This is a genomic window from Allomuricauda sp. NFXS6, assembly GCF_040148835.1.
Classification (GTDB): domain Bacteria; phylum Bacteroidota; class Bacteroidia; order Flavobacteriales; family Flavobacteriaceae; genus Flagellimonas.
Window position 1 is genome coordinate 19529 of the sequence record NZ_JAGEMG010000014.1, and the last position, 25055, is coordinate 44583.

Annotated in this window: 22 protein-coding genes; 18 read left to right on the forward strand and 4 right to left on the reverse strand. The window is 41.7% G+C overall.

Annotation, left to right across the window (positions count from 1 at the left end; all coding sequences use genetic code 11):
* Positions 1 to 105: 105 nt before the first annotated feature.
* Both J4E06_RS16665 and J4E06_RS16670 read left to right on the forward strand, forming a co-directional pair.
* Positions 106 to 762, forward strand: a complete 657-nt coding sequence (locus tag J4E06_RS16665; protein ID WP_349525131.1) for a TetR family transcriptional regulator C-terminal domain-containing protein — start codon at positions 106 to 108, stop codon at positions 760 to 762.
* A gap of 5 nt (positions 763 to 767) precedes the next feature.
* Positions 768 to 2078: an ABC1 kinase family protein gene (locus J4E06_RS16670; RefSeq protein WP_349525132.1), complete on the forward strand. Its 1311-nt coding sequence runs from the start codon at positions 768 to 770 to the stop codon at positions 2076 to 2078.
* Between the two features lie 85 nt (positions 2079 to 2163).
* Here J4E06_RS16670 and J4E06_RS16675 read toward each other — a convergent pair whose 3' ends face one another.
* The gene (locus J4E06_RS16675) at positions 2164 to 4581 is read right to left on the reverse strand and encodes a S9 family peptidase (RefSeq protein ID WP_349525133.1); all 2418 of its coding nucleotides are present in this window, start codon (positions 4579 to 4581) and stop codon (positions 2164 to 2166) included.
* A 154-nt stretch (positions 4582 to 4735) separates the two neighbouring features.
* Here J4E06_RS16675 and J4E06_RS16680 point away from each other — a divergent pair, with 154 nt between their 5' ends.
* A complete protein-coding gene (locus J4E06_RS16680) occupies positions 4736 to 5743 on the forward strand; it encodes a 3-oxoacyl-ACP synthase III family protein (RefSeq protein WP_349525134.1) in 1008 nt (335 codons plus the stop codon).
* Positions 5744 to 5861: 118 nt separating this feature from the next.
* Here the strand turns inward: J4E06_RS16680 and J4E06_RS16685 are convergent, their stop codons facing one another.
* Complete coding sequence (locus J4E06_RS16685; RefSeq protein ID WP_349525135.1) at positions 5862 to 8312, reverse strand: TonB-dependent receptor; 2451 nt, start codon at positions 8310 to 8312, stop codon at positions 5862 to 5864.
* Positions 8313 to 8654: 342 nt separating this feature from the next.
* Between J4E06_RS16685 and J4E06_RS16690 the strand changes: the two genes are divergently transcribed.
* Positions 8655 to 9014, forward strand: coding sequence for a CoA-binding protein (locus tag J4E06_RS16690; RefSeq protein ID WP_349525136.1), 360 nt, complete (start codon positions 8655 to 8657; stop codon positions 9012 to 9014).
* Here the strand turns inward: J4E06_RS16690 and J4E06_RS16695 are convergent.
* Positions 8998 to 10485 carry a sodium:solute symporter gene (locus J4E06_RS16695; RefSeq protein WP_349525137.1) on the reverse strand — a complete coding sequence of 496 codons (1488 nt, stop codon included), beginning with the start codon at positions 10483 to 10485 and terminating at the stop codon, positions 8998 to 9000. The genes J4E06_RS16690 and J4E06_RS16695 overlap by 17 nt on opposite strands.
* Before the next feature lie 76 nt (positions 10486 to 10561).
* On the opposite strand from J4E06_RS16695, the gene recR reads away from it, so the two are divergent.
* The 9 genes from recR (at position 10562) to J4E06_RS16740 (ending at position 16408) form a co-directional block, all read left to right on the forward strand.
* Positions 10562 to 11182 carry a recombination mediator RecR gene (gene recR / locus J4E06_RS16700; protein ID WP_349525138.1) on the forward strand — a complete coding sequence of 207 codons (621 nt, stop codon included), beginning with the start codon at positions 10562 to 10564 and terminating at the stop codon, positions 11180 to 11182.
* A 79-nt stretch (positions 11183 to 11261) separates the two neighbouring features.
* Positions 11262 to 12623, forward strand: a complete 1362-nt coding sequence (locus J4E06_RS16705; RefSeq protein ID WP_349525139.1) for a dihydrolipoamide acetyltransferase family protein — start codon at positions 11262 to 11264, stop codon at positions 12621 to 12623.
* 70 nt (positions 12624 to 12693) lie between these two features.
* Positions 12694 to 13467: an exonuclease domain-containing protein gene (locus tag J4E06_RS16710; RefSeq protein ID WP_349525141.1), complete on the forward strand. Its 774-nt coding sequence runs from the start codon at positions 12694 to 12696 to the stop codon at positions 13465 to 13467.
* Between the two features lie 31 nt (positions 13468 to 13498).
* Positions 13499 to 14110, forward strand: a complete 612-nt coding sequence (locus J4E06_RS16715; RefSeq protein WP_349525143.1) for a fumarylacetoacetate hydrolase family protein — start codon at positions 13499 to 13501, stop codon at positions 14108 to 14110.
* Positions 14110 to 14448, forward strand: coding sequence for an Hpt domain-containing protein (locus J4E06_RS16720; protein ID WP_349525144.1), 339 nt, complete (start codon positions 14110 to 14112; stop codon positions 14446 to 14448). The genes J4E06_RS16715 and J4E06_RS16720 overlap by 1 nt, the downstream gene beginning before the upstream one ends.
* Entirely contained in the window at positions 14449 to 15699 is a 1251-nt protein-coding gene (locus J4E06_RS16725; protein WP_349525145.1) for a competence/damage-inducible protein A, read from the forward strand.
* Between the two features lie 74 nt (positions 15700 to 15773).
* Positions 15774 to 16001, forward strand: coding sequence for a 50S ribosomal protein L28 (gene rpmB, locus J4E06_RS16730; protein WP_349525146.1), 228 nt, complete (start codon positions 15774 to 15776; stop codon positions 15999 to 16001).
* A gap of 33 nt (positions 16002 to 16034) precedes the next feature.
* A complete protein-coding gene (gene rpmG, locus J4E06_RS16735; protein WP_100817574.1) occupies positions 16035 to 16217 on the forward strand; it encodes a 50S ribosomal protein L33 in 183 nt (60 codons plus the stop codon).
* A gap of 38 nt (positions 16218 to 16255) precedes the next feature.
* Positions 16256 to 16408, forward strand: a complete 153-nt coding sequence (locus J4E06_RS16740; RefSeq protein ID WP_014033527.1) for a DUF4295 domain-containing protein — start codon at positions 16256 to 16258, stop codon at positions 16406 to 16408.
* A 67-nt stretch (positions 16409 to 16475) separates the two neighbouring features.
* Here the strand turns inward: J4E06_RS16740 and J4E06_RS16745 are convergent, their stop codons facing one another.
* Complete coding sequence (locus J4E06_RS16745; RefSeq protein WP_349525147.1) at positions 16476 to 18359, reverse strand: hypothetical protein; 1884 nt, start codon at positions 18357 to 18359, stop codon at positions 16476 to 16478.
* A gap of 224 nt (positions 18360 to 18583) precedes the next feature.
* Between J4E06_RS16745 and ftsY the strand changes: the two genes are divergently transcribed.
* The 5 genes from ftsY (at position 18584) to J4E06_RS16770 (ending at position 25035) form a co-directional block, all read left to right on the forward strand.
* Positions 18584 to 19540, forward strand: a complete 957-nt coding sequence (ftsY, locus tag J4E06_RS16750) for a signal recognition particle-docking protein FtsY (protein ID WP_349525148.1) — start codon at positions 18584 to 18586, stop codon at positions 19538 to 19540.
* Positions 19541 to 19543: 3 nt separating this feature from the next.
* Complete coding sequence (locus tag J4E06_RS16755; protein WP_349525149.1) at positions 19544 to 21205, forward strand: amidase family protein; 1662 nt, start codon at positions 19544 to 19546, stop codon at positions 21203 to 21205.
* 115 nt (positions 21206 to 21320) lie between these two features.
* Positions 21321 to 22622 carry a 30S ribosomal protein S12 methylthiotransferase RimO gene (gene rimO, locus J4E06_RS16760; protein ID WP_349525150.1) on the forward strand — a complete coding sequence of 434 codons (1302 nt, stop codon included), beginning with the start codon at positions 21321 to 21323 and terminating at the stop codon, positions 22620 to 22622.
* Positions 22623 to 22942: 320 nt separating this feature from the next.
* Entirely contained in the window at positions 22943 to 23422 is a 480-nt protein-coding gene (locus tag J4E06_RS16765) for a DoxX family protein (RefSeq protein ID WP_349525151.1), read from the forward strand.
* Positions 23419 to 25035 carry a Gfo/Idh/MocA family protein gene (locus J4E06_RS16770; protein WP_349525152.1) on the forward strand — a complete coding sequence of 539 codons (1617 nt, stop codon included), beginning with the start codon at positions 23419 to 23421 and terminating at the stop codon, positions 25033 to 25035. Before J4E06_RS16765 ends, J4E06_RS16770 begins: the two co-directional genes overlap by 4 nt.
* Positions 25036 to 25055 lie beyond the last annotated feature (20 nt).

A 25055-nucleotide genomic window follows, 5' to 3' on the forward strand; every position in this document is an offset into this window, starting at 1 on the left:
TTATTGGTTAGGTTGTGAAAATGCACTTTCGCTCGAAAGTGCATTTTCTTTAAAACATCAATTTTGCAGCCCTGCCACATTTTTAACCCTTGAAAAAACACCAAAATGGCAAATACCACCAAATCCAAAATCACCGAGGATAAAATTATAAGCTTGTTCATGGAGTCTGTATTGGAGAATGAAAAGGTTCCGAGCTCGGTATTTAAGTTTTGTAAGGAACATAAGATAAAGGAAGAAGAGTTTTACGGTTTTTTCGGTTCTTTTGAAACGCTTCAAAAAACTATTTGGGACAAGTTTTTTGATAATAGTTTCAATGTAATGCAAAAGAACAGTGAATATCCCTCCATGACCAATGAAGAGAAGATGCTTACATTCTTCTTCACCTTTTTTGAGAACCTAACCCTAAATAGGAGCTATGTGTTGTTTATTATGAAAGAACACAAGAACTCTATGGAAGGATTGGGGCAACTAAAAGGTCTGAGAAGAAAATTTAAAGATTTCGCTTCCACGCTTATAGAAGAAAGGAACGAGGAGAAAAACCTCAAAATATTTAAATATAACGCACCGCTATTTTCTGAAGGTGCATGGTTGCAATTCCTGTTCATTTTAAAATTTTGGACGGAAGACGGATCGCCCGGATTGGAAAAAACAGATATCGCCATAGAAAAGTCGGTAACTACCATTTTTCAAATATTTGAAAGTACACCTTTGGAAAAAATCGTGGACTTTGGAAAATTCCTGTACAAGGAGAAATTCGCATAGGCCTAATGAAAAGTTTGGATACCATTCCCACAGGGAAAATTGAACGAGCAGGTACGCTGGTTAAGACAGGCGTAAAAATCGGCGGTAATTACATGAAGTATTACGGTAAAAAATTGGTTGATCCACAAACCAATAGAGATACCCTGAACCAAGACAATGCCGAGGATATTTACGACGGTCTAAAGAGTTTGAAGGGCAGTGCCTTGAAAGTGGCTCAAATGCTAAGTATGGAGAAGAATATTCTTCCCCGTGCCTATGTGGAGAAATTCTCCCTTTCACAATTTTCGGTGCCGCCATTGTCCGCGCCCTTGGTTCGTAAAACATTTAAGAAATATTTGGGTAAGTACCCCGAAGATGTCTTTGATGAATTTGAAAAGGATTCTGTTAACGCAGCCAGTATTGGACAAGTGCACCGTGCTGAAAAGGATGGAAAAAAACTGGCGGTCAAGATTCAATACCCCGGGGTAGCCGAAAGCATCAGCAGTGATTTGGCATTGGTAAAGCCTGTGGCCATTAAAATGTTCAATCTAAAAGGGAAAGATTCCGAAAAATATTTTAAGGAGGTAGAGCATAAACTGGTTGAAGAGACCAATTATATTTTGGAGCTGGAGCAAAGCGATGAAATTACAACCGCTTGTTCCGTAATTCCGAACATGCGATTTCCCAAATACTACCGAGAACTTTCCAGTGAACGTATTTTGACCATGGATTGGATGGAAGGAACCCATTTGGGGGAACTTACACGAACCGATTTTGATCCAAAGCTTGGAAATACATTGGGACAGGCGCTTTGGGACTTTTATATGTTCCAGATTCATAAATTAAGAAGGGTACATGCCGACCCACACCCAGGAAACTTTTTGGTGAGTTCTAATGGTAAATTGATTGCAATCGACTTTGGTTGCATCAAGCAAATCCCTGATGATTTTTACGTGCCCTATTTTGAATTGGCCAAGGAGGAAAACATAAACAATGACAAGGTGTTTATGGAAAAACTGTATGAGTTGGAGATATTGACGCCGACGGATTCTGAGGAAGAACTTCAGTTTTTTAAAGCACTGTTCAAAGAAATGCTCACTATTTTCACCTCTCCTTTCCACAAAGAAACATTTGATTTTGGCGATGAAGGGTTCTGGTCAAAGATTGCGAACCTGAGCGAAAGGTATTCCAAGGACGAACAGATTAGAAAAATGAACGGCAATAGGGGTTCAAAACACTTTTTATACATCAACCGTACCTTTTTCGGACTTTATAACTTATTACACGACCTAAAGGCCAAAGTCACGGTGAACACATATCAGCAATATTTAAATTGACCTTCGGTTGAAATTACTACAATGAAAAAACCTGTTCACTGGCATCAGCGAACAGGTTTTTTGATTTGGATAGGTATTTTAGGCGCTACTTTTTTTGCTTCACATATTTCTCCAACCATTGGTCTTGTTCCCATAGCATGTGGAGAATACTCTCTTTACCTCGATATCCATGGCTTTCCTTGGGTAGCATTACCAAACGAACGGTAGCCCCCAATCCTTTTAGGGCGTTGAAATAACGTTCGCTTTGCATCGGGTAGGTGCCGGAGTTGTTATCTGCCTTGCCATGAATCAACAATAAAGGTGTCGTCATTTTTTCGGCGTGCATAAAGGGTGACATGGTGTAGTACACCTCGGGTGCTTCCCAATAATTTCTTTCCTCACTTTGGAAACCAAAAGGGGTTAACGTTCTATTGTAGGCACCGCTTCTGGCGATACCGGCAGCGAACAAATCCGAATGGGATAGCAGGTTGGCCACCATAAATGCCCCATAACTATGACCACCTACGGCAATACGGTCACGGTCAATATACCCTAATTCGTCCACAGCGTCAATGGCTGCTTTGGCATTTGCCACCAGTTGACTTCTAAAAGTATCGTTGGGTTGTTCGTCACCTTCACCAATAATGGGGAATGCCGCTCCGTCCAACACAACATATCCTTTGGCAACCCAGTAAATGGGGGATCCCCAATAGGGGTATGTAAATTCATTCGGGTTTGATGTATTCTGAGAAGCACTGTTCTTGTCTTTGTACTCCCTTGGATATGCCCACAAAATCATGGGCATTTTTTCTTTTTTCTCCATATCATATCCCACAGGAAGATATAAGGTTCCAGAAAGTTCCAATCCGTCATCCCTTTTATAGGTGATAACTTCTTTATGCACATTTTGAATGCTTTTGTAAGGATTTTCAAAATCGGTCAATTGAACGGGGCCTTTTCTTTTGACCAAGCTTTTGTAGTAATAGTTTGGGTACTCGTTGGCAGATTCGATTCGCACCAACAGCTGATCTTTTTCGGGGTTGTATTCGATTAAGTTTTCCAGCTTGTTCTCCAATTTTGAAGTGTACAATCTTGTTTTTTTAAGATTGTTTAAATCAAACTTTTCCACAAAGGGGAACTGTCCTTCCTCGGTGTACCCGTCCCCGATCAAATAGGCATTGTTGTTTTTGTCCAAGGAAAGGACCAAACTTCCGTTTTCATTTCTTTTGGTCACAAAATCCCCGGGATCACTGTATACATCTTGGTAGTTTCTGTCTTCAATGATTTTGGCCCCTGCTTCTGGATTGGATGGATCAAAAAGATATGTTTTTGTGTTTCTGTTGTTCCACCAGCGGTCGTGGGCAATGGCTATGTTTTCATTGCCCCATTGAATGTACCTAAACCTATTTTTTGTCTTTAAAATAGATCTTGGCTCTCCATTAAAAGGTGCGGTAATTTCAAACACCTCATCACGATATTCAACCTCATTTTGTGGATCCCCGCCATCCAAGGCTTCCACATAGGTCAAAGTTGCTGGTTTATCGTTTCTCCAGTTGATATTGCGCATTCCGGTTCTGGTTGCCATAAAGCCCTTGGGCAAATCCTCGATAAGGGGAACCTCCAAAAGCGTTTTTACCATACTGCCGTCTTTTTTATAAACATTCGTGGTATTTGGAAATCTATAATAAGGTACCAAGTAGGAGAAAGGCCTGTCCAAAGTAACTGTCATTACATACTCCCCATCTGGTGAAAAGCTGATACTGGTATATAGGTCGGCATCTTTCCATTTTGTTTTGCTGCCGTCCAATTTTACTTGATAGAGCTCGGAGCGAGCCAATTGTTCAAAATTGAATTCATCATTCGGGTTTTTCAACAAATCCTGATAGGTTCTGTTTTGTGCCTTTTTGCCATCATTGGTTGAAATGGTCGGGCCTTCCGGAACGGCCTCATCCACATTGATCAATGGTTTTCTGTCACCGGGCAACATTTTCACCAAAATGGATTCTCCATCTTTGAACCAATTGATAATATCCCTCATATTGGCATTTACATTGGCTTCGGTAATTGTTGTTGCTTTTGCAGTCTCAAGGTCTAAAACCATTACTTCCACACCTTCCGAAGTGGTATTGGTAAAAGCTATTTTTGACTGGTCGGGGGACCAACTAAAATTGGCCAAACGGGGATTTTCGGTCAAACCTTCCACTTGTGTACCATCTTTATCCCCAATTTCTTTGACTATTATATTATTGTAATAGTTGGTACGGCTTCCAATGTTGGTTTTTGGATTGATTCTTAACCCTGCCAATCGAAGTTCTGTTTCCGATAATTCGGCAATGGTCTTGTAGTAATCCCGGTAAAGCATTACCATATATTCGCCATCGTCGGAAATAAGCACACTCGGAGCGAGTGGAGCATTTACCAGTTCCAGTATTTCTTCCGAAGGCTGTTGGTAAGTTAATTTTTCTTGTGCCTGCGCAAAGCAAATGGATAACATTGCCCCTAAAGCCCAAAAATAGTTTTTCATAATCCTGTTTTGTGATGTTAAAGAGTTAAGTTTTTTCATTTTTTAAAAATACAACTTTTAAAAAGTATTATTTTGGTGAATTAATGAAGGTTTGGCAGGAATATTTGCTAATTTTCAAATTCTAACTATCTTTTTTCTTTAAAAAATATAATAAATGTATAATTCCAAGATTACTGGATTAGGATTTTATGTCCCAGAAAATGTGGTTACTAACGACGATTTGTCCAAAGTGATGGATACGAATGATGAGTGGATTCAAGAACGCACCGGGATAAAGGAAAGACGCCATGTAGTAAAGGGTACCGATACCACTACGACGATGGGCGTAAAGGCGGCCAAAAAGGCAATTGAGCGTGCGGGCATCGATAAAAATGACATTGACTTTATCGTTTTTGCCACCTTAAGTCCAGATTATTACTTCCCGGGCCCTGGTGTTTTGGTACAACGAGATTTAGGCTTAAAAACCATTGGAGCGCTTGATGTTAGAAACCAATGTTCCGGTTTTGTGTACGGAATTTCAGTTGCTGACCAATATATAAAAAGTGGCATGTACAAAAATGTCCTTGTCATCGGTTCCGAACTACATTCCCATGGTTTGGATATGACAACACGGGGGAGGGGCGTATCCGTAATTTTTGGAGATGGTGCGGGTGCTGCAGTACTAACTCGTGAAGAAGATAATTCCAAAGGAATTTTGTCCACACATTTACATTCCGAAGGTCAGCACGCAGAAGAACTTTCTCTGATCGCACCCGGAATGGGCAAACGCTGGGTAAACGATATTATCGCAGATAATGACCCTGAGGACACTTCGTATTATCCTTATATGAACGGACAGTTTGTGTTTAAAAATGCAGTGGTTCGCTTTAGTGAGGTAATCATGGAAGGTTTGAGCAAGAATAATTTGGCGCCAACGGACATTGACATGTTGATACCACATCAAGCTAACCTCAGAATCTCACAATTTATTCAAAAGAAGTTTGGCTTGAAGGATGATCAAGTATTCAACAATATCATGAAATATGGAAACACTACGGCCGCATCCATTCCCATTGCGTTGACAGAGGCTTGGGAAGAAGGAAAAATAAAAGAAGGTGATTTGGTGGTACTTGCTGCTTTTGGCAGTGGTTTTACTTGGGGCAGTGTGATTATCAGGTGGTAATTTTACATCAGAAAAAACATATACAAATTAAAACCCCGATCCTTAAGGATCGGGGTTTTTGATTGATGCCCTCTCAAGATAACCAACCAACACTCGAATATGGGGGCATCAACACATCTTATAAGATTCCACCGCCACCTTCCTTGGTGTTGCTATCTCTTCTTTTTCGTTGCTTAGCACGGTTTTTTCCGCTTCCAAATCGGTAGGATAGCCCTACATAGACATTGTTGCTCTCCCAATTAAAAGCGCCTTCTTGTTCGTAGGGAAAATCTCCTTCAAAAGCGAACCGCATCGTGTTGAAAATATCATTGTAATTTACACTTAAAGTGCCTTTCCCTTCTGCAAAACTGTAACGTGCACCCAGGTTTACAAAGTACATGGGTTTGGCATCAAATTGAATGCTTCTGTTTTGACCGCGATAGAAACCAAAGGCTTGTAGTGTTATTTTTTTGGATAACGTAAAGCTGTTGTTCATTCTAAGGTTCCAAGCGGTATTGTCCACTTCTACCTTTTCTTCTACAATATCGTCTTCAGTCGGGTTAGGGACTGTGGTGTCGAATGTTTCCGTGAGTCCTCGTTGTGTTTGTGAGAAGAGGTCAAAACTACCGTTGATACTCCACCATTTTATGGGTTTATAATTGGTTGATAGTTCAAAACCATAGGCAGATGTTTCATCAAAATTATCGAAGGTCAGGATGGTCTTGTTCAAATCCAAACGGTCCACATAAACAGCTCTGTTGATTTCGTCCGTAATGCTTCTGTAGAATACACCACCTGTAATACTTCCATTTTTTATTCTTTTGGTGTAATTTACCTCATAGGAACTGGTAAATTGTGGAACCAAGTTTGGATTTCCAAAGGAAGATATCAAAGGTGTTGCAAATTCCCTGATCGGGTTTACTTGTTGTAGCCCGGGTCTATCCACACGTCTGCTATAGCTCACTTGCAACTGGTCTTTTTCGTTGGGCTTGTAAGTAAGGAATCCAGATGGGTATATTTCGGTGTATTTATCGGTAAAGGCACGTACGGTATTGGTATCTGCTTTAACCTGCACATCTTCGATACGTACGCCCATTTGATAAGACCATTTCTCATACGACTGTCCAAAAGTAGCGTAGGCTGAATAAATATCCATGGCATACACAAAGTCTGTGGATGGCGTTGGCACCAAGTTTCCCTGAGAATTGAAAGTTTGTCCAGTGGAGGAATAATCCACATTGGTTTCAAAATTCCTGGACTGTAGTCCAATTTCCAATTTGGAAATACTGTCCAGTGGGTTAACATAATCTAAATTGGCTGTTGTTTGGGTACGATCGGTATCCACAAAATCCATATAATTTGGATAGGTTGTTGCACCGGTTGAACTGAAAGTGGCATCTTGTTCACTTTTAAACTGGTTGTGGTCCACTTCCAGTTCTATGTTGTGCCCTTCCTTGTTAAAGTCCAATTTGTAATCAAAATTGTATTGCTCGCTGCTGTTGTTGGAGTCATCAAAGAACAACTGTGTTACATTTCTGGACATATCGTTGAAGTAAGTAACCTGAGTTTTACCATCCCCTTTTCCATCAAAAATGTTTTGATTGGTAAAAAAGGATATGGTGTTTTTGTCGTTCAGGTAAAAATCTACTCCTAATTTGTAGAGGTGGGATTTATTGTTGTTGAAAAAGTCAAATTTTTGGCGCGAGTTTTCGTCGATGCGAAGTATACTTCCATCGTTCACATATTTACCGATATTGTTACCATAGTTTCCATAAAAATTGAATTTGCCGTTACGGTAGTTTAAATCGATGGAGCTATTGAACTTGGCCTCGATTCCTTTGGTAAGACCCAAATTCACGTTTCCGTTAAAACCAATATTGGCATTTTTGTGCAATACGATGTTGATGATTCCGCTCATTCCTTCTGGATTGTACTTTGCAGATGGATTGGTAATGAGTTCTATGGACTTAATTGAGGTAGATGGTATTTGTTTGAGCAATTGGGCCACGGGAACGTTGGACAGTTTTCCGTCCACCATTACCCGTACATTGGAGTTGCCACGTAACGAAATTTCACCGGTTTGTGCATCCACATTTACAGATGGGATGTTGTTCATAATGTCCGATGCCGAAGCACCAGCGGTGGTAAGGTCTTTCCCTACATTGATTACCTTTCGGTCCACACGCTGTTCTATGGTTGTGCGTTCGGCTACCAGTTCTACACCTTCAAGCTCTTTGGTTTCTTCTTCCAAGGTTACGGTCCCTAGATTCAGGTTACGTTTTCCTTTGGCTATGACCAGTTTTTGGGAATGTGTTTTGTATCCAATAAACTGAACCTCAAAAATAAAGGTGCCATCGGGAAGTTTTTTGACTTCAAAGTTTCCATCTTCTGTGGTAATGCCTCCGGTTATGGTCTTTGAACCATCTTCGGATTTGATGACTACAGCGGCATAAGCCACAGGTTGTTTGGTGAGATTGTCGACCACATGCCCGTTAATAGAGCCCAAAGCGTCTTCCGGGTCGTTGGCAATAGATGTAAAAGGGGATAGGGTGCACAGTACTAGTGCAACTAAAAAGCTCACTTTTTTCATGAGTAGTTCGTTTTTTGATTGATGATTGATTGATGATACTTTTAAGACGTCCGGCAGATCAGAATGTTACAGAAGGATTTTGTTTTAACATTCTTTAACAGAAAAACACTGGGGATTCTTCACCTTTGTAAGGTCTTTTGGCTTGGAGAGACCATTTAAATAACTTTATAAAAGAAGAAACCCCGGTAAAAATACCGGGGTTAAACATTGATAAGCTATACTAAACACTAACCATTAACTATAAAAATACAGTCTTACCAATGACAATAAGTTATGAAAAATAGACGACTTTCTTTACGATAAGTTACAGTCTATATGAAAGTTTAACACAAAAATTAACAAATGCAAAAAACACTTGTAATAGGGGCTTCTACAAACCCAAGAAGATACAGCAACACAGCAATTCATAGGCTGGTTGACAATAATATTGAAACAACCGCATTTGGGATACGTGGGGGAACTGTATCTGAAGTGCAAATTAAACACAACTTGGATGATTTTCAAAATATTGATACTGTAACTTTATATTTAAATCCAAAAAATCAAAAGGAATATTATCAACAAATCGTGGATTTAAAACCCCGAAGGGTAATTTTTAACCCTGGCACGGAAAATCCGGAGTTCTATGAAATCCTTGAAAATGCAGGGATTGAGGTGGAAGTGGCGTGTACTTTGGTGCTGCTGGCTACGGGGCAGTACTAGTCTCCGGAACCTGTTTTTTGGTCCGAATAAACCATAGGCCAATAAAAGTCAACAAACCGTTGAGTGGTAATAATTCATAGCCCACTTGATAACCGCCCAAATAATCTGCGGGTACACTGGCAACCAAAACTATGGCGACCACCGAGGTTAGTGCAACTATCCAAACATAACTATCCTTGATCTTATGCTTAGTGAAGATGCCAAAGGCAAAAAGCCCCAATAAAGGGCCGTAGGTGTAACCGGCTACAGTGAGCAGACTATCAATAACATTGCTGCTAAGAATGTACTTAAAGGCGATAATAACAATCACCAACACTATGCTCATGCCAATATGGGTGCGTTTTCGGATACGCTTTTGCTCTTTATCCTCTTTTTCTTCAACATTTAAAAAGTCCACACAAAACGATGTGGTCAAGGAAGTGAGTGCACTATCCGCACTACTATAGGCAGCTGCGATTAACCCGAGCATGAAGGTGATGGCCAAGGCTAGACCCAAGCCGCCGTTCAGCGCAATTTCAGGAAACAGTAAGTCCGTTTTTGGCGTACCGTCCATCAATGGGATTCCAATACCCTCCCTTTTTGCATAGATGAAAAGCAAAGCTCCCAGCAGCATGAACAAGAATGTGGTCCCTACCAATACAAAACTAAAGGAGACCATGTTTTTTTGCGCATCTTTCAGTGATTTGCAAGTAAGGTTTTTTTGCATCATATCTTGATCCAGACCCGTCATACAAATGGTCACGAACATTCCCCCAATAAAAGATTTGATGAAATAGCTTTTGTTCAAGAAACTATCGGTTACCAAAAAGTCATTGTAGTTCTTCAACTCTTCGGAAGCCAAGAATTCCCCGAAGCTCCATCCCAGTTCCTTGTTGATCATCACTATGGAAAGGATAACGGCCAATATCATAAAAAGTGTTTGCAAGGTATCCGTCCAAACAATGGTTTTGATTCCACCCTTGTTGGTATACAGCCAAATCAATAAAATTGAAATCACTACGGTGAATTCAAACCGCACGCCAAGGTCATCAAAAACAAATTGCTGTAGCACAATGGCCACTAAATACAATCTGAATGCTGCGCCCAGTACTCTGGATACAAAAAAGAAAAAGGCCCCGGTACGGTGGCTCACTTTTCCAAAACGGTCGTGCAAATATTCATAAATGGAGGTAAGGTTGAGCTTGTAATATAAAGGTAAGAGCACAAATGCCACTACAAAGTAGCCAAACAGATAGCCCAATACCACTTGCATATAGGTCAGTTGACTATCTCCGACCCATCCGGGAACCGATATAAAGGTTACACCGGATAATGAAGCCCCCACCATTCCAAAAGCAACAACATACCATGGGGATTGTTTGCCTGCTTTAAAAAAGTCGGCGTTGGAATCGTTTTTGCCAGTAAAGTAAGAAATAAGGATAAGTACCAAGAAATAGGCACCTATAAGCAACAGAATTTGTGTGGCTGACATATTTGCAATTTGATTTGCAAAGTACGAAAGTAAATTGGTAACACTAAAATTGTAATTTTGTAGGAGAATTGATGCTATGGAATTTTCATCGAAGCTATTGGAAAACGCAGTTTACGAAATGTCGCAATTGCCTGGAATTGGTAAGCGAACGGCATTACGCTTGGTGTTGCACCTGCTCAAACAGCCCGAAGAAAGAACCGAACTGTTGGCCCATGCATTGTTGAAATTGAAGAGCGAGGTCAAATTTTGCAAAAACTGCCACAACATTTCCGATACCGAACTGTGCGAAATATGCGCCAACCCCAAGCGAGATGAAACCATTGTTTGTGTAGTGGAAGATATCCGGGATGTAATGGCCATTGAGAATACATCACAATACAATGGATTGTACCATGTACTGGGCGGTAAAATATCCCCTATGGAGGGCGTGGGCCCACAAGACCTTACCATTGGGCCATTGGTGCGAAAAGTTAAGGATGGAACCATCAAGGAATTGATCTTGGCCCTAAGTTCAACCATGGAAGGCGACACCACTAATTTTTATATTTACAAACAATTGGATGGACTTGAGGTCACAACCTCCACCATTGCAAGGGGGATTTCAGTAGGAGATGAGCTGGAATATGCCGATGAAGTAACGTTGGGGAGAAGTATAATTAATAGAGTACCTTTTGAGAGCTCTATGAAAACGAATTAATGATCATAAATCAAAAATAAGTCGATTTCTTTAGTATTTTTGTAAAATACGAATCAAAATCACTTTGATAAATACGAATATGTCAAAATTTGAATTGAAATTACCGCAAATGGGAGAAAGTGTCGCAGAAGCTACCTTGACCAATTGGTTGAAGGAAGTGGGCGATACCATTGAGATGGACGAAGCCGTCTTTGAAATTGCCACCGATAAAGTGGATTCCGAAGTTCCCAGTGAAGTTGACGGAGTATTGTTGGAAAAGCGGTTCGATGTAGATGAAGTCATAAAAGTAGGCGAAGTTGTAGCTGTAATCCAAATAGAAGGTGACGTTGACAATGTAATGGATGACACTGCCGAAGAAGAAGTTGTGGAAGAAGAACCTGCCGAAATGCCGGCCAAAGAATTGGAGACCCAAATGGCCAGTGTGAAGGAATCCGTTTCCGCACCCGTCCCAGACTTTTCAAGTTCAGAAAGATTTTATTCACCTTTGGTGAAAAATATTGCCAAGGAAGAAAATGTATCCATGGACGAGCTGGAGGCCATTGCCGGTACCGGTAAAGAGGGCAGGGTCACCAAAAATGATATCATGGCCTATCTGGAAAGCCGCTCCAATGGAAGCCAAGAACAAGTGGAATCCAAACCACAACCAGAAGCGGGGAAAGAAAAGGTTGCTGCACCCGAACCTCCAAAACAAGCACCAGAGAAACCAAAGGAATCCAAAGTTCAAGTGGGAGCAGGGGATGAGGTAATACCATTGACCCGTATGGGCAAACTGATAGCCCATCACATGATCGAGAGCGTTTCTACCTCCGCACACGTACAAAGTTTTGTGGAAGTGGATGTGACCAATGTGGTGAACTGGAGAAACAAGGTAAAAAATGCTTTCCAAGAACGTGAAGGAGAAAAATTGACCTTCACGCCCATATTTATGGAAGCCGTGGCCATGGCCCTTAAAAAATATCCAATGATCAACATTTCATTGGATGGGGACAAGGTCATCAAAAAGAAAAACATCAACTTGGGAATGGCAGCCGCCTTGCCCGATGGCAATTTGATTGTTCCTGTTATCAAAAATGCTGACCAATTGAATTTGGTAGGTATGGCCAAAACTGTGAACGATCTTGCGAGTAGAGCCAGAAACAACCAGTTGAAGCCCGATGAGATAAAAGATGGAACGTACACCGTGACCAATGTCGGTTCCTTCGGAAGTGTTTTCGGAACGCCCATTATCAATCAGCCACAGGTTGGAATTCTTGCCTTGGGAGCCATCCGTAAAATGCCGTCAGTTATCGAAACCGATCAAGGCGAATATATTGGCATCCGCAGTAAAATGTACCTATCGCACAGTTACGATCACCGTGTAGTAAACGGAGCATTGGGCGGAATGTTCGTGAAAGCCGTGGCCGATTATTTGGAAGCTTGGGACACAAACAGGGAAATATAACGGAAAACCGTAAATATTCCTGTCACTATTATTAATTTAGACCGAGTGAATTTTATTTAAAAAGTCCCACATGCAATTACAATTGACCAAACCTATCTGCTTTTTCGATTTGGAGACCACGGGAACCAACGTTGCAAAAGACAGAATAGTTGAAATATCCATCCTAAAGGTTTTTCCAAACGGCAATAAAGAGAGCAGAACATGGTTGGTGAACCCAGAAATGCCAATTCCGGCAGAATCTGAGGCCATTCATGGTATTTCTGATGAAAAAGTGGCCAACGAGCCCACCTTTAAGCAGTTGTCCAAAGACATTTATGCCATGATTCGCGATAGTGATCTGGCAGGTTTTAATTCCGATAGGTTCGATATTCCGTTATTGGCCGAGGAAATGCTGCGTGCCGATATTGATTTTGATATGAAAAGCATGGTCTCGGTGGATGTGCAGACCATTTTCCATAAAATGGAAAAGCGAACCTTGGAGGCGGCCTATAAATTCTATTGTGACAAGAATTTGGATGACGCCCACAGCGCCGAAGCCGATACTTTGGCAACATATGAAGTGTTGTTGGCACAGTTGGAACGCTATCCCGAACTGGAAAACGACGTAAAAAAACTCGCTGAGTTCACCACGAGAAGACAAAATCTTGATTTTGCCGGTTTTATTGGATTGGACGAAGACAATAACCCAGTTTTTTCTTTCGGAAAGCACAAAGGTAAAACCGTGGATGAAGTGATGGAAAAGGAACCGGGCTATTTTGGCTGGATTCTGAATGCCGATTTTCCGTTGTACACCAAAAAAGTACTTACCCAGATCAAGTTGAGCAAGCTCAACAATAAGTTTTAAGATAAGCAAGCGTTAACCCCATAAACAAATTATGAAGCTGATTTGTATAGGACGTAATTATGTGGATCACATTAATGAACTGAGCAACGAGCGTCCGGATGAACCGGTGGTTTTTATAAAGCCCGACTCCGCCATTTTACCCAAAGAGCAGGATTTTTATATTCCCGAATTTTCTGAAGATGTACACTATGAAGTGGAGGTCTTGGTGAAAATTAAAAAAGTGGGAAAACATATATCCAAAGAATTTGCACACAAGTATTATGATGAAGTAGGCTTGGGCATTGATTTTACGGCCAGAGACCTTCAATCCAAATTAAAATCCAAAGGATTACCTTGGGAAAAGGCCAAGGGATTTGATGGAGCGGCCGTTGTTGGAAAGTGGTTGCCCAAACATAAATTTGAGAACATGGACAATTTGAATTTTTCACTCTCAAAAAATGGTGAAACGGTTCAGGACGGCAACACTTCATTGATGTTGTGGAAGATAGATGAGATCATAGCACACGTGTCCACCTATTTTATGTTGAAAAAGGGGGATATAATTTTTACGGGCACGCCTGCCGGTGTTGGTAAAGTAAGCCCAAATGACTACCTTGTCGGTACATTGGAAGGAGAACAACTTTTTGATATTAATGTGAAATAATGATATACAACCTCGATAAGATTAATGAAATGGCCGAAGGTGATGAGGATTTCATTATCTCTGTAATTTCCGTGTTTTTGGAAGAAGTCCCAGAGGATTTGGAAAAGCTTGAAAAAGCCATCAATAGTAAGGACTACGAAAACATATATAAGCTCGCGCACAAAATTAAACCCAATGTGGATATTTTGGGCATGGAGCACACAAGGGCCAAGGCACTCGAAATAGAGACTTTGGGCAAAAGTACAGGTAGCATAGAGGAAATTGAAGAAAAATTTCCCATCCTAAAAAAGGATGTGCTTCAAGTGGTCACCGAACTTAAAAACGACTTCGATTTATAAATGCAAGCCGAAATCATCACCATTGGGGATGAGATTCTCATAGGCCAGATTGTGGATTCCAATTCAGCGTTTATCTCCAAAGAGCTGAACAAAATTGGTGTTTCCGTCTATCAAATCACCTCTGTTCAGGACGATAGGGAACATATTTTAACGTCCATGAAAGAAGCCGATAAACGTTCTTCGGTGGTCATTGTCACGGGAGGATTGGGCCCCACAAAAGATGATGTGACCAAGCACGCCCTTTGTGAGTTTTTTGAAGATGAATTGGTTCGGAACGATGCCGTTTTATGTCATATCGAAGAACTTTTCAAAAAATATATTTCCACCCCCATTTCTGATTTGAACAGGGAACAGGCCATGGTGCCATCCAAGGCCACGGTGTTGCACAACGAATTTGGTACCGCCCCCGGGTTATGGATAAAAAAGGGAGGAACTGCCTATGTTTCACTTCCAGGCGTTCCTTACGAGATGAGAAACCTCATCACCAAAGCCGTATTGCCCAAAATAGTTGAAGAATATGAACGCCCTCATATCGTTCATAAAACCATTATGACCTACGGATTGGGAGAGAGTGCCATTGCGGAAAAACTGGAAGATTGGGAGAATAACTTGCCATCCTTAATCAAGTTTGCCTACTTGCCTAGTCTTGGAAGTGTACGGTTGCGACTTTCTGCCAAAGGACACGATAAAGATGCCTTGATGGCAGTTATTGAAGAACAGGTGAAAAAGCTGAACCCTTTGATAGGTGACATCATTTATGGCGAGGAAGAGGAAGATGGACGGATAGAGAAGCAGATCGGAACATTGTTGACCGATAAAAAAATGACACTGGCCACAGCGGAAAGCTTTACGGGTGGAAGTATTGCCGAGAGAATTACAGCCGTGCCCGGGGCCTCCAATTATTTTAAGGGCAGTATGGTGTGCTATGCCACCGAGGCTAAAGTGAGTTTGTTGGGGGTGCCACATGAATTGATTGATGAACATACCGTAGTAAGTGAAGAAGTCGCCATAGCCATGGCCAACAACGTGAAGAAAAAGTTGAAAGCTGATTTTTCCATAGCCACTACAGGCAATGCCGGGCCTACCAAAGGTGATTCCGATGCCGATGTGGGAACAGTATATATTGCCATAAGTACGCCAAAAGGAACTTTTGCCCAAAAATTTGTGATGGGCAAACACCGGGAAAGAGTGGTGAAAAAGTCTGTAAACAAAGCTTTTGAGCTGTTGTACAAAGAAATTTTAAATTTCTGAAAAAGAATTTTGTACGTCCCATTAAAATGGTATAAATTTGCAGCCTCAATAAAATCACTCAAATAGTTAGGGAGATGTCTAAAGTTTGTGAAGTAACAGGAAAAAAGGTGATGTTTGGAAACAACGTTTCCTTTTCTATCAATAAGACCAAAAGGAGGTTCAATGCGAATATCTCCAAGAAGAGATTTTATATTCCAGAGGAAGATCGTTGGGTAACCTTGAACGTTTCTGCCCGTGGGTTGAAAATCATCAACAAAAAAGGAATCTCTGCTGTCTTGAAGGAAATCAATTCCAAAAAGTAAGTTGTAAAAGCATTATAAGTACAATACAATACAATGGCAAAGAAAGGAAATAGGGTTCAGGTAATTTTAGAGTGTACAGAGCACAAAGAATCTGGTATGCCAGGTACTTCTAGATACATTACCACAAAGAACAAAAAGAACACGCCAGATAGGATGGAAATCAAAAAATACAATCCTATTCTTAAGCGTATGACCGTTCATAAAGAAATTAAGTAATAGCTTTTTACAAAGTAAAAGGCAGAAAAATATAAGCCATGGCAAAGAAAACAGTAGCAACACTTCAGTCATCCTCCAAAAGATTGACAAAGGCCATCAAAATGGTTAAATCTCCAAAAACTGGGGCATACACTTTTGTAGAGTCTGTAATGCCTCCAGAAATGGTAAATGACTGGTTGAATAGCAAATAAGGAAAAACTTCCTTGCACAATAATATTAAAGCCGCTTTTTAGCGGCTTTTTTTATGTTCTTTAATGTCTAATTTTTATTGACGCGGTAGGTTACTTTTCGGTTGGTGATCACCGTACTTACCTGAAGAATGAGTGTGGCTGTATAGCTTGTAGTGGAACCGCATACAAAAGAATCATTGCTTACCATAAGTCGGTAGGGAGTGTTGTTTTCGCTTTGGGTCGGGTTAGCAATGATCAATATGTTGGTTGTGGTTCCGGAATAAATACCGGTATCTGAAAGATTGATCCAAGAGCTTCCGTTGTAATATTGCCATTGAAATTGGTCGGCAATCACCGTTGCGGAGATGCTTGTTGTGCACCCCGGACAGGTAGTAACGTCCATAGGTTGTGATGTAATTGTGGGTGCAGCCCCTGCCTCCCTGAAATCGTAGGTCGCATTGGAATCGTTGTCGGCAGGGGTTGTGTAACCATCGGAACCACTGGTGACAATTCCTTCACTATTGATGGTAATGGGATTGGGGCCCAAATACCCATCGTCGTCGTTGTCGGTAAACCCTGCTTCGCGGACATCGTTACATCCGTCACCATCAGCATCTAGAACATAAGCATCGTAACTTCCATCGGAATCAGAATCGAAAATAGAATAGGAATGAATGGCATATTCCGTATCAACATCTTCTATAGCATTAAAAAGTCCGTTTGAACCGGAATTTGTGGTGGCTCCATCAATTCTACCATCATTATTGGCGTCTGTAACCCCGCTCTCATTCAAAACCCCGGATTCTATAATATCCAATATTCCATCATTGTCCGAGTCAAGGTCCAAATGGTTGCTGATGCCATCCCCATCGGTATCACAAATCCCACTGGCGAATAGTTCCCCGGTAAAACCTTCGGGTCCAGGTCCCTGTTGGTTGGTCAGTGTAAATGTATTATTGTTTCCCGGTATCCAGGCAATTGTATTGAATGGCGTGCCCCCTTGCGCTTCCATCAGTTCCAAGGAAGTGGATGAAGTGTTTCTACTTCCATAGAGGCTGATTTCACCATACTCATTGACCACTAACCGCAATCTGGGAATTCCATTGGAATTGGCGACCCAAGGTTGGCTGATGAAACTTCCATCGGATTGGAACACAAAGTATTCGTCACCAACATCCAATGCTCCATTTTCAAACTCAAGAACAGAAGGATGAATTGTGGAACCATTAATGTCCAATTGAAACGAATTGTCCATGGATGAAAAATCAAGTCTTAAATATCCTGTGTCCGTATGGTTGATAACAACAGATCTTTCTCCTACATCTGATGAGGTAAGGAAAGGCGCGCTAATGGTGGAGCAGTATTCTTCCTCATCGGTTATACCATCGTTGTCGTCGTCCAAGTCAACTACATCAATTATTCCGTCTCCATCAGAATCTGTTTGTGGAACAGAAGTTGCGGTAATCAATACATTGTCTATATAAACACGGTCATTGCTTCCGGACCAATCGTTACTTCCTTTTCTGAAACGAATGGTGGTATTGTTGGACATGTAAGCAGAAATATCTTGGTCAAAGGTTCCACTTTGAGTACCAGAAAAAGTATCCAAAGTAGTAAATGATGAACCGTCTGAAGAAATTTGTATTACTAAGGTTTCGCCCGCTTCAAGACTGGATGTTTCCCAATCAAATGAGAGATTTGCAGAACTATAACCACTTAAATCTGCTGTTCTCCTGATATTTTCACTCCAGATGTAATAGAAGAAAAGTTGGTTTCCCCATACTCTTATGTATCCATTGGAGGCACTATTGTTATCATTGTACTCCAACCAGTTCGTGGACCAATTTTGGTTACCGTCGTTATTGGAGTAAGAAATGGAGCCAAAATTATCGGTAAAGGTATCTTGGCTCACAGCGGGCAAGGAAATTACTAGGAATAGGGTGAAAAATAGTTTGTTTAGATTTATGATCATCTAATTGCTGTTGTTGAGGATAGACCAAAATTAGCCTAATATGATGGTTTGGCCGCAATTTTTGTTGTAAAGCCCGGTGTTTATAAGGTAAAAAGCTTTTTGCTTAGGGTTTGTGCAATTCTTTTTTTCTCGAGACCAAGGAACCCTTGAGAACCCATTCCAAAATTTGACCAAAGAAAACTCCCCTTACTTTCCTATCTTTGACCATTAGCAAAGAACACAGGATGAGCTTATTTAAAAATATATTTTCAAAGGATAAAAAAGAGACCTTGGACAAGGGGCTCGAGAAATCCAAAACCAGCTTTTTCGGTAAATTGGGCAAGGCCGTAGCAGGTAAATCCAAAGTAGATGATGAAGTGCTGGACAGTCTCGAAGAGATTTTGGTTACTTCCGATGTTGGCGTGAACACCACTCTAAAGATTATTGAGCGTATTGAAGAACGTGTTTCCCGAGACAAATATATGGGCACGGACGAACTCAACACCATTTTGCGGGAAGAAATAGCAGGTCTGCTTTCTGAAACGAATTCAGGTGAGGATACCGAAATTACCGTGCCCCAAGACAAAAAGCCGTATGTAATTATGGTCGTTGGCGTAAACGGTGTAGGTAAGACCACTACCATTGGTAAATTGGCCCATAAGTTTAAGGCAAAAGGTCTTAAGGTGGTTTTGGGTGCAGCCGATACCTTTCGTGCCGCCGCCATTGACCAATTGGAAGTGTGGGCACAAAGAGTAGATGTACCTATCGTAAAGCAAAAAATGGGGAGCGATCCTGCTTCCGTGGCATTTGATACCCTAAACTCAGCCGTGGCAGAAAATGCTGATGTGGTTTTGGTGGATACCGCAGGCCGTTTGCACAACAAGGTCAATTTAATGAACGAGCTTTCCAAGGTAAAGCGCGTAATGCAAAAAGTGGTCCCCGACGCGCCTCACGAGGTGCTTTTGGTGCTGGACGGATCTACGGGACAGAACGCATTTGAACAGGCCAAACAATTTACCAAGGCTACCGAAGTAACCAGTTTGGCCGTCACCAAATTGGATGGAACCGCAAAAGGTGGGGTTGTTATCGGAATTTCAGATCAATTTCAGATTCCCGTAAAATACATCGGCGTAGGTGAAGGTATTGAAGATCTTCAGGTGTTCAACAAATTCGAGTTTGTCGATTCATTCTTCAAAATATAATTTATGCTTAGATATCTCCTGTGTACTTTTTTAGTCATCGGATTCATTTCCTGTAAAGACAAAAATGCAGAACCCAAAGAAGAAATTGTCCTTTGGACACCCTACAACGATTCCGCTGAGGTTGCCGCAAGTGCCGACAATGAAAATCGCAGAATGCGCTATAAGTTCATCCAAAGTAAAGTGTTGGATAAGAACGAGGTGTTTTTGCCCTTATATGATGAAGTGTCGCAATTCACCGAGGAGCAGTACGAAAAGATGAAACCTTTGGTTTTGGAGCAGGATATACCATCCATTCAAAACCAGATTGATGAGGGAACTTTTACCTACGAAGATTTGGTACTGTTCTATCTCCACCGAATCTATAAATACGAACTGCCCAACAATACCACCCTCAATACCATAATTGCACTGAATCCCAATGTACTGGAAGAAGTGCGCCAGCTGGATGAAAGCAAAGAGACACATCATCTGATTTACGGTATGCCCATTTTATTGAAGGATAATATCGGCACAGCAGAGATGAAAACCACGGCAGGCGCCATCGCTCTCAAAGAAAATCGGACGGATGATGCGTTTATCGTGAAACGTTTAAAACAAAAGGGCGCGTTAATATTGGGCAAGGCAAACCTAAGTGAATGGGCCAATTTTCTATGTAACGGTTGTCCCAATGGCCAAAGTGCCGTGGGGGGTCAAACCTTAAACCCCTACGGAAGAAGAGTTTTTGACACGGGGGGTTCCAGCGCAGGTAGTGGAACTTCTACCGCAGCCAATTATGCCGTAGGTGCTGTAGGAACAGAAACTTCAGGAAGCATTCTTTCACCATCTAGTCAAAGTTCCGTGGTGGGATTAAAACCGACTATTGGTATGTTGAGCAGAACGGGAATCGTACCTATTTCCAGTACGTTGGATACCCCTGGGCCGATGACCAAAAATGTAACCGATAATGCCATTCTTTTGGATGCAATGTTGGGTAAAGATGAAGTCGATTATAAATCGGTAAGTGCAGAACCTGGGATTTTATCTGCTTGGATGAATCCTGAACCTCTTCAAGAAATCCGTCTTGGGGTTATGATTAACCTTATGGCACGAGATTCTATGTACGCTGCCAATGTGGAAGCACTAAGAGAGGCAGGTGCTCAAATTGTTGAATTTGAAGCAGAAAATATTCCTTTGGAAGGTTTCACTACCCTGTTGAATCTGGATATGAAGGAGGATTTGCCTGCTTATTTGAACGCCGAGGTCAAAGATAGGGATGCTGTTAGAGTAGGGTCGGTAGAGGATGTGGTCGCCTTCAATAAACAAGATTCCTTGGTGAGAATACCTTATGGTCAAGCTCGTTTTGATGGTATTTTAGCTGATTCGACCACTGCAGAACAATTTGAAAAAATAAAAAAGGATTTAAAAGAATCGGGTAGGGCCTTCTTCAACATAATGGAAGAAAAGGAGTTGGATGCCGTGTTGAGCATCAACAACTACCACGCAGGCTACGCTGCCGTAGCAGAATATCCAGCCTTGACCGTTCCCATGGGATACAAAACCGATGGCGAGCCGGAAAGCTTGACCTTTATCGGGAAACCATTTTCCGAAGCCCATTTATTGCGCATAGGAAAAGCCTTTGAGGATTTGACCAAAGCCCGAAAAATCCCGGAGGGGTATCAGGATTAAGAATCTAGGTATGGCTTTTATCTAATTTTGATACCTGTTCCTTTACCAAAATTATACACTAAAGTGATTGTAATGCTTTGTGTTATTGTATTTTTGCACTCCATTTTAAGGAACTATGCGCACAAAATCGCTCAAAAAAAATAAAATCAATGTGGTGACCTTGGGTTGTAGCAAAAACGTCTACGATTCCGAAGTGTTGATGGGACAATTACGTGCCAACAATAAAGAGGTGGCTCATGAAGAGGAAGGCAACGTTGTGGTAATCAATACCTGCGGATTTATTGCCAATGCAAAAGAGGAAAGTGTCAATACCATTTTGGACTATGTGCAGCGCAAAGAAGCTGGCGATGTGGATAAGGTTTTTGTGACGGGTTGTTTGAGCGAGCGTTACAAACCGGATTTGGAGAAAGAGATTCCCAATGTAGATAAGTATTTTGGTACTAGTGACCTTCCCAATTTGTTGAAAGCATTGGGTGCCGATTATAAGCACGAGTTGATTGGCGAGCGTTTGACGACAACCCCTAAAAACTACGCCTATCTTAAAATTGCAGAAGGTTGTGATAGACCTTGCTCGTTCTGTGCAATTCCATTGATGCGCGGAAAACATAAGAGTACTCCCATTGAAGATTTGGTGGCCGAAGCTGAAAAGTTGGCCGCAAACGGGGTCAAAGAATTGATTTTGATTGCACAAGACCTTACCTATTACGGTCTTGACCTTTATAAGAAAAGAAACTTGGCCGAATTGCTTCGGGCATTGGCCAAAGTCGAAGGGATTGAATGGATTCGTTTGCACTATGCATTCCCTACAGGTTTCCCGATGGATGTTTTGGAAGTGATGCGCAACGAGCCTAAAATCTGTAACTATATCGATATCCCGCTTCAGCACATAGCGGATGCCATACTAAAAAGTATGCGCCGTGGCACCACACAGGCCAAGACGACCAAGTTACTTAAAGACTTTAGGCAAGCCGTACCCAAAATGGCTATTAGAACCACATTGATTGTGGGTTATCCCGGTGAAACCGAAGAGGATTTTGAAACCCTAAAACAATGGGTGCAGGAAATGCGCTTTGAACGCTTGGGCTGTTTTACATACAGTCACGAGGAGAACACGCACGCCTATAATCTGGAAGATGATGTTCCCGAAGAGGTGAAACAGGAAAGGGCCAATAGCATCATGGAAATCCAGTCCCAAATTTCTTGGGAATTGAACCAAGAAAAAATCGGGGAAACCTTCCGTTGTATCATCGATAGAAAAGAAGGAAACCATTTTGTGGGCCGTACCGAATTCGATTCACCCGACGTGGACAACGAAGTGCTTATCGATGCCACCAAACACTACGTGAAAATCGGGGATTTTGTGAACATCAAAATTACGGATGCTTCGGACTACGATTTGTTTGGGGAACCGGCTTAAAAGTTTAGCAGAAAGCACTTCTTTTTTTATACAATCTAGCATCTTTACGATGCTCTTGCGTTGTTCAGCGCACGCTAAACAAGTGCATCTTAACATTATGTTGCTTTGCTTTAAAAGATGAGCTCAACTTTATTTCTATCCTAACAAGACCTCTATTTCCTTTCTTTTGAACTATTAAAACTGACATTCGTCATGGTATTTGGTGTTGGTTGTAGGTACTTTTAGTAATTCAAAATCAATGGTTTTGATATGCCTTTTCCCAAATCTTGATTTGAATCGCATACTAGGACAAGGAATATTTACAATTAACTATAACAACTATGAACCAAAATCAAAATAAACTGAAAGCAAGTGTTACCCTGCTTCGCATTTTTATAGGGTGGCACTTTTTATTTGAAGGAGTGGTGAAAATGTACAATCCCGAGTGGACATCGTTCGGGTATTTGGCCACCGCGCAAGGACCATTTGAAGGGTTTTTTACGATGCTGATCGGTGATGCAACCATTGGCTGGGTGGATACTTTGAACATTATAGCCCTTATGGTGGTGGGAGTAACCTTTACGTTGGGAATTTTTGAAAGAATCGGGTCCATTGTGGGTGTTGGCCTGTTGGCACTCTATTTTCTGGCCCATCCACCTTTTCCGGGCTTGACCCAAATGAACGTGGAAGGAAATTACTGGTTGATCAACAAAAACTTGATTGAACTGGTGGCATGCATCGTAATCTATCAACTACCTACGGGCGCGTATTTTGGACTGGATTATCTTAGGAAGAACAAACTTAAAACTCAGGAACAATGAAATGGACTAGAAGAGACCTTTTAATAGGATTGGGAGGCCTGCCCATACTCGGAGCGGTTTGGTGGGCTGGCGCCGCAACTGCAGTTGGGTCACGAAACAAACGCTCGGAAATATTGGAGCAGCTCAATATAAAACCATCATTGCCATCTGCGGTTCCAGGTATCGGGGGAAATCCTGTGAGAATCGGAGTGATTGGTTTTGGTATTCGTGGTGAACAATTGACCAGAGCTTTGGGCTTTGCAACCGACGAATGGAAAGAAGAAATGCGTTTGGCCGCCGAAGAAGACCCAAATAATAAACGATTGGAAGATTTTGAAGCACAAGAACCACTTAATGTAAAACTAGTGGGTATTTGCGATGTGTTCGATGTACGGGCTGAACAATTTATCAATTCATTTTCTACGGACGATAATCAAATAAAAAGATATTTGACCTACAAGGACATGATTCAAAGCGGCGATGTGGATGCCGTGGTAATTGCCACGCCAGACCACTGGCATGCACCCATGTCCATTGAAGCTCTCAACAATAATGTACATGTCTATGTGGAAAAACCCATGACGCATACCGTTGGTGAGACCTATGCCTTACGCGAGGCTGCAGAGAAATCCGATGCGGTCTTTGCCGTAGGTCACCAGCATCGACAAACCTTGAGTTTTGGCACAGCCCGCGATATTGTGGAAAAGGGAACTTTGGGTCATGTATCTTTGATACAAACAAATACCAATCGGAACGATGACAACGGTGCCTGGAACTACGATATCCACGCGAAAGCCAGTCCCGAAACCATTGATTGGGAGCAATTCCTCGGTTCTGCACCCAAGGTGCCGTTCAATAAAAACCATTTTTTCAGATGGCGTAAATGGTGGGCCTATGGTTCCGGACTTTCTGGGGATTTATTGACACACGACTACGATCGTTTGAACTGTGTTCTCAATATGGGAATCCCTACTTCGGTAAGTGCATCTGGTGGAATTTACACCCATAAAGATGGCAGAAACGTTCCCGATGTGATCCAAGTGAACATGGAATTTCCCGATTTCAGTACGGGAAGCAGTCAAACCCAAGGCAAAGAGAAGGGAATGACCTTTTGCTACAGTGCCACTTTGGGCAACGGATTCAACAGACCTACCATTTTAATGGGTCACGATGCTACCATGGAGCTGGGCAACAGATTGACGGTTTGGCCCGATGGAGCTTCTACGCGATATACCGATATGTTGGAAGATGGGAGAATGAAGCCCAATGTGCCCATCTATCAATATGACCCAGCTGCAGGTTCCACTGACGCAGTTTCTTCGGCCACTTCTCAATATTTTGCAGATAAAGGTTTGATGTGGACCTATATTGATGGTGTCCGTGTAGATTCCACCTTTTTGCACATGCGGGAGTGGTTGAGCGTTATCAAAAATGGTGGTAATGTGAGTTGTGGTATCAAAGAGGGTTTCGATGAAGCCATCTCCGCCCACATGGCCGGATTGTCATGGAAATTGGGCAGAAAAATAGAGTGGGACGCAGTCAGTCAAACCTTAAAGCCTATTGAAGGTATTGATTTTGATCAAGTGCTCTTGGCCAATGAAAATTGGAATGTACAACCTGAAATGGTTGGATGAGGTTTCTTGATTTTTATGGA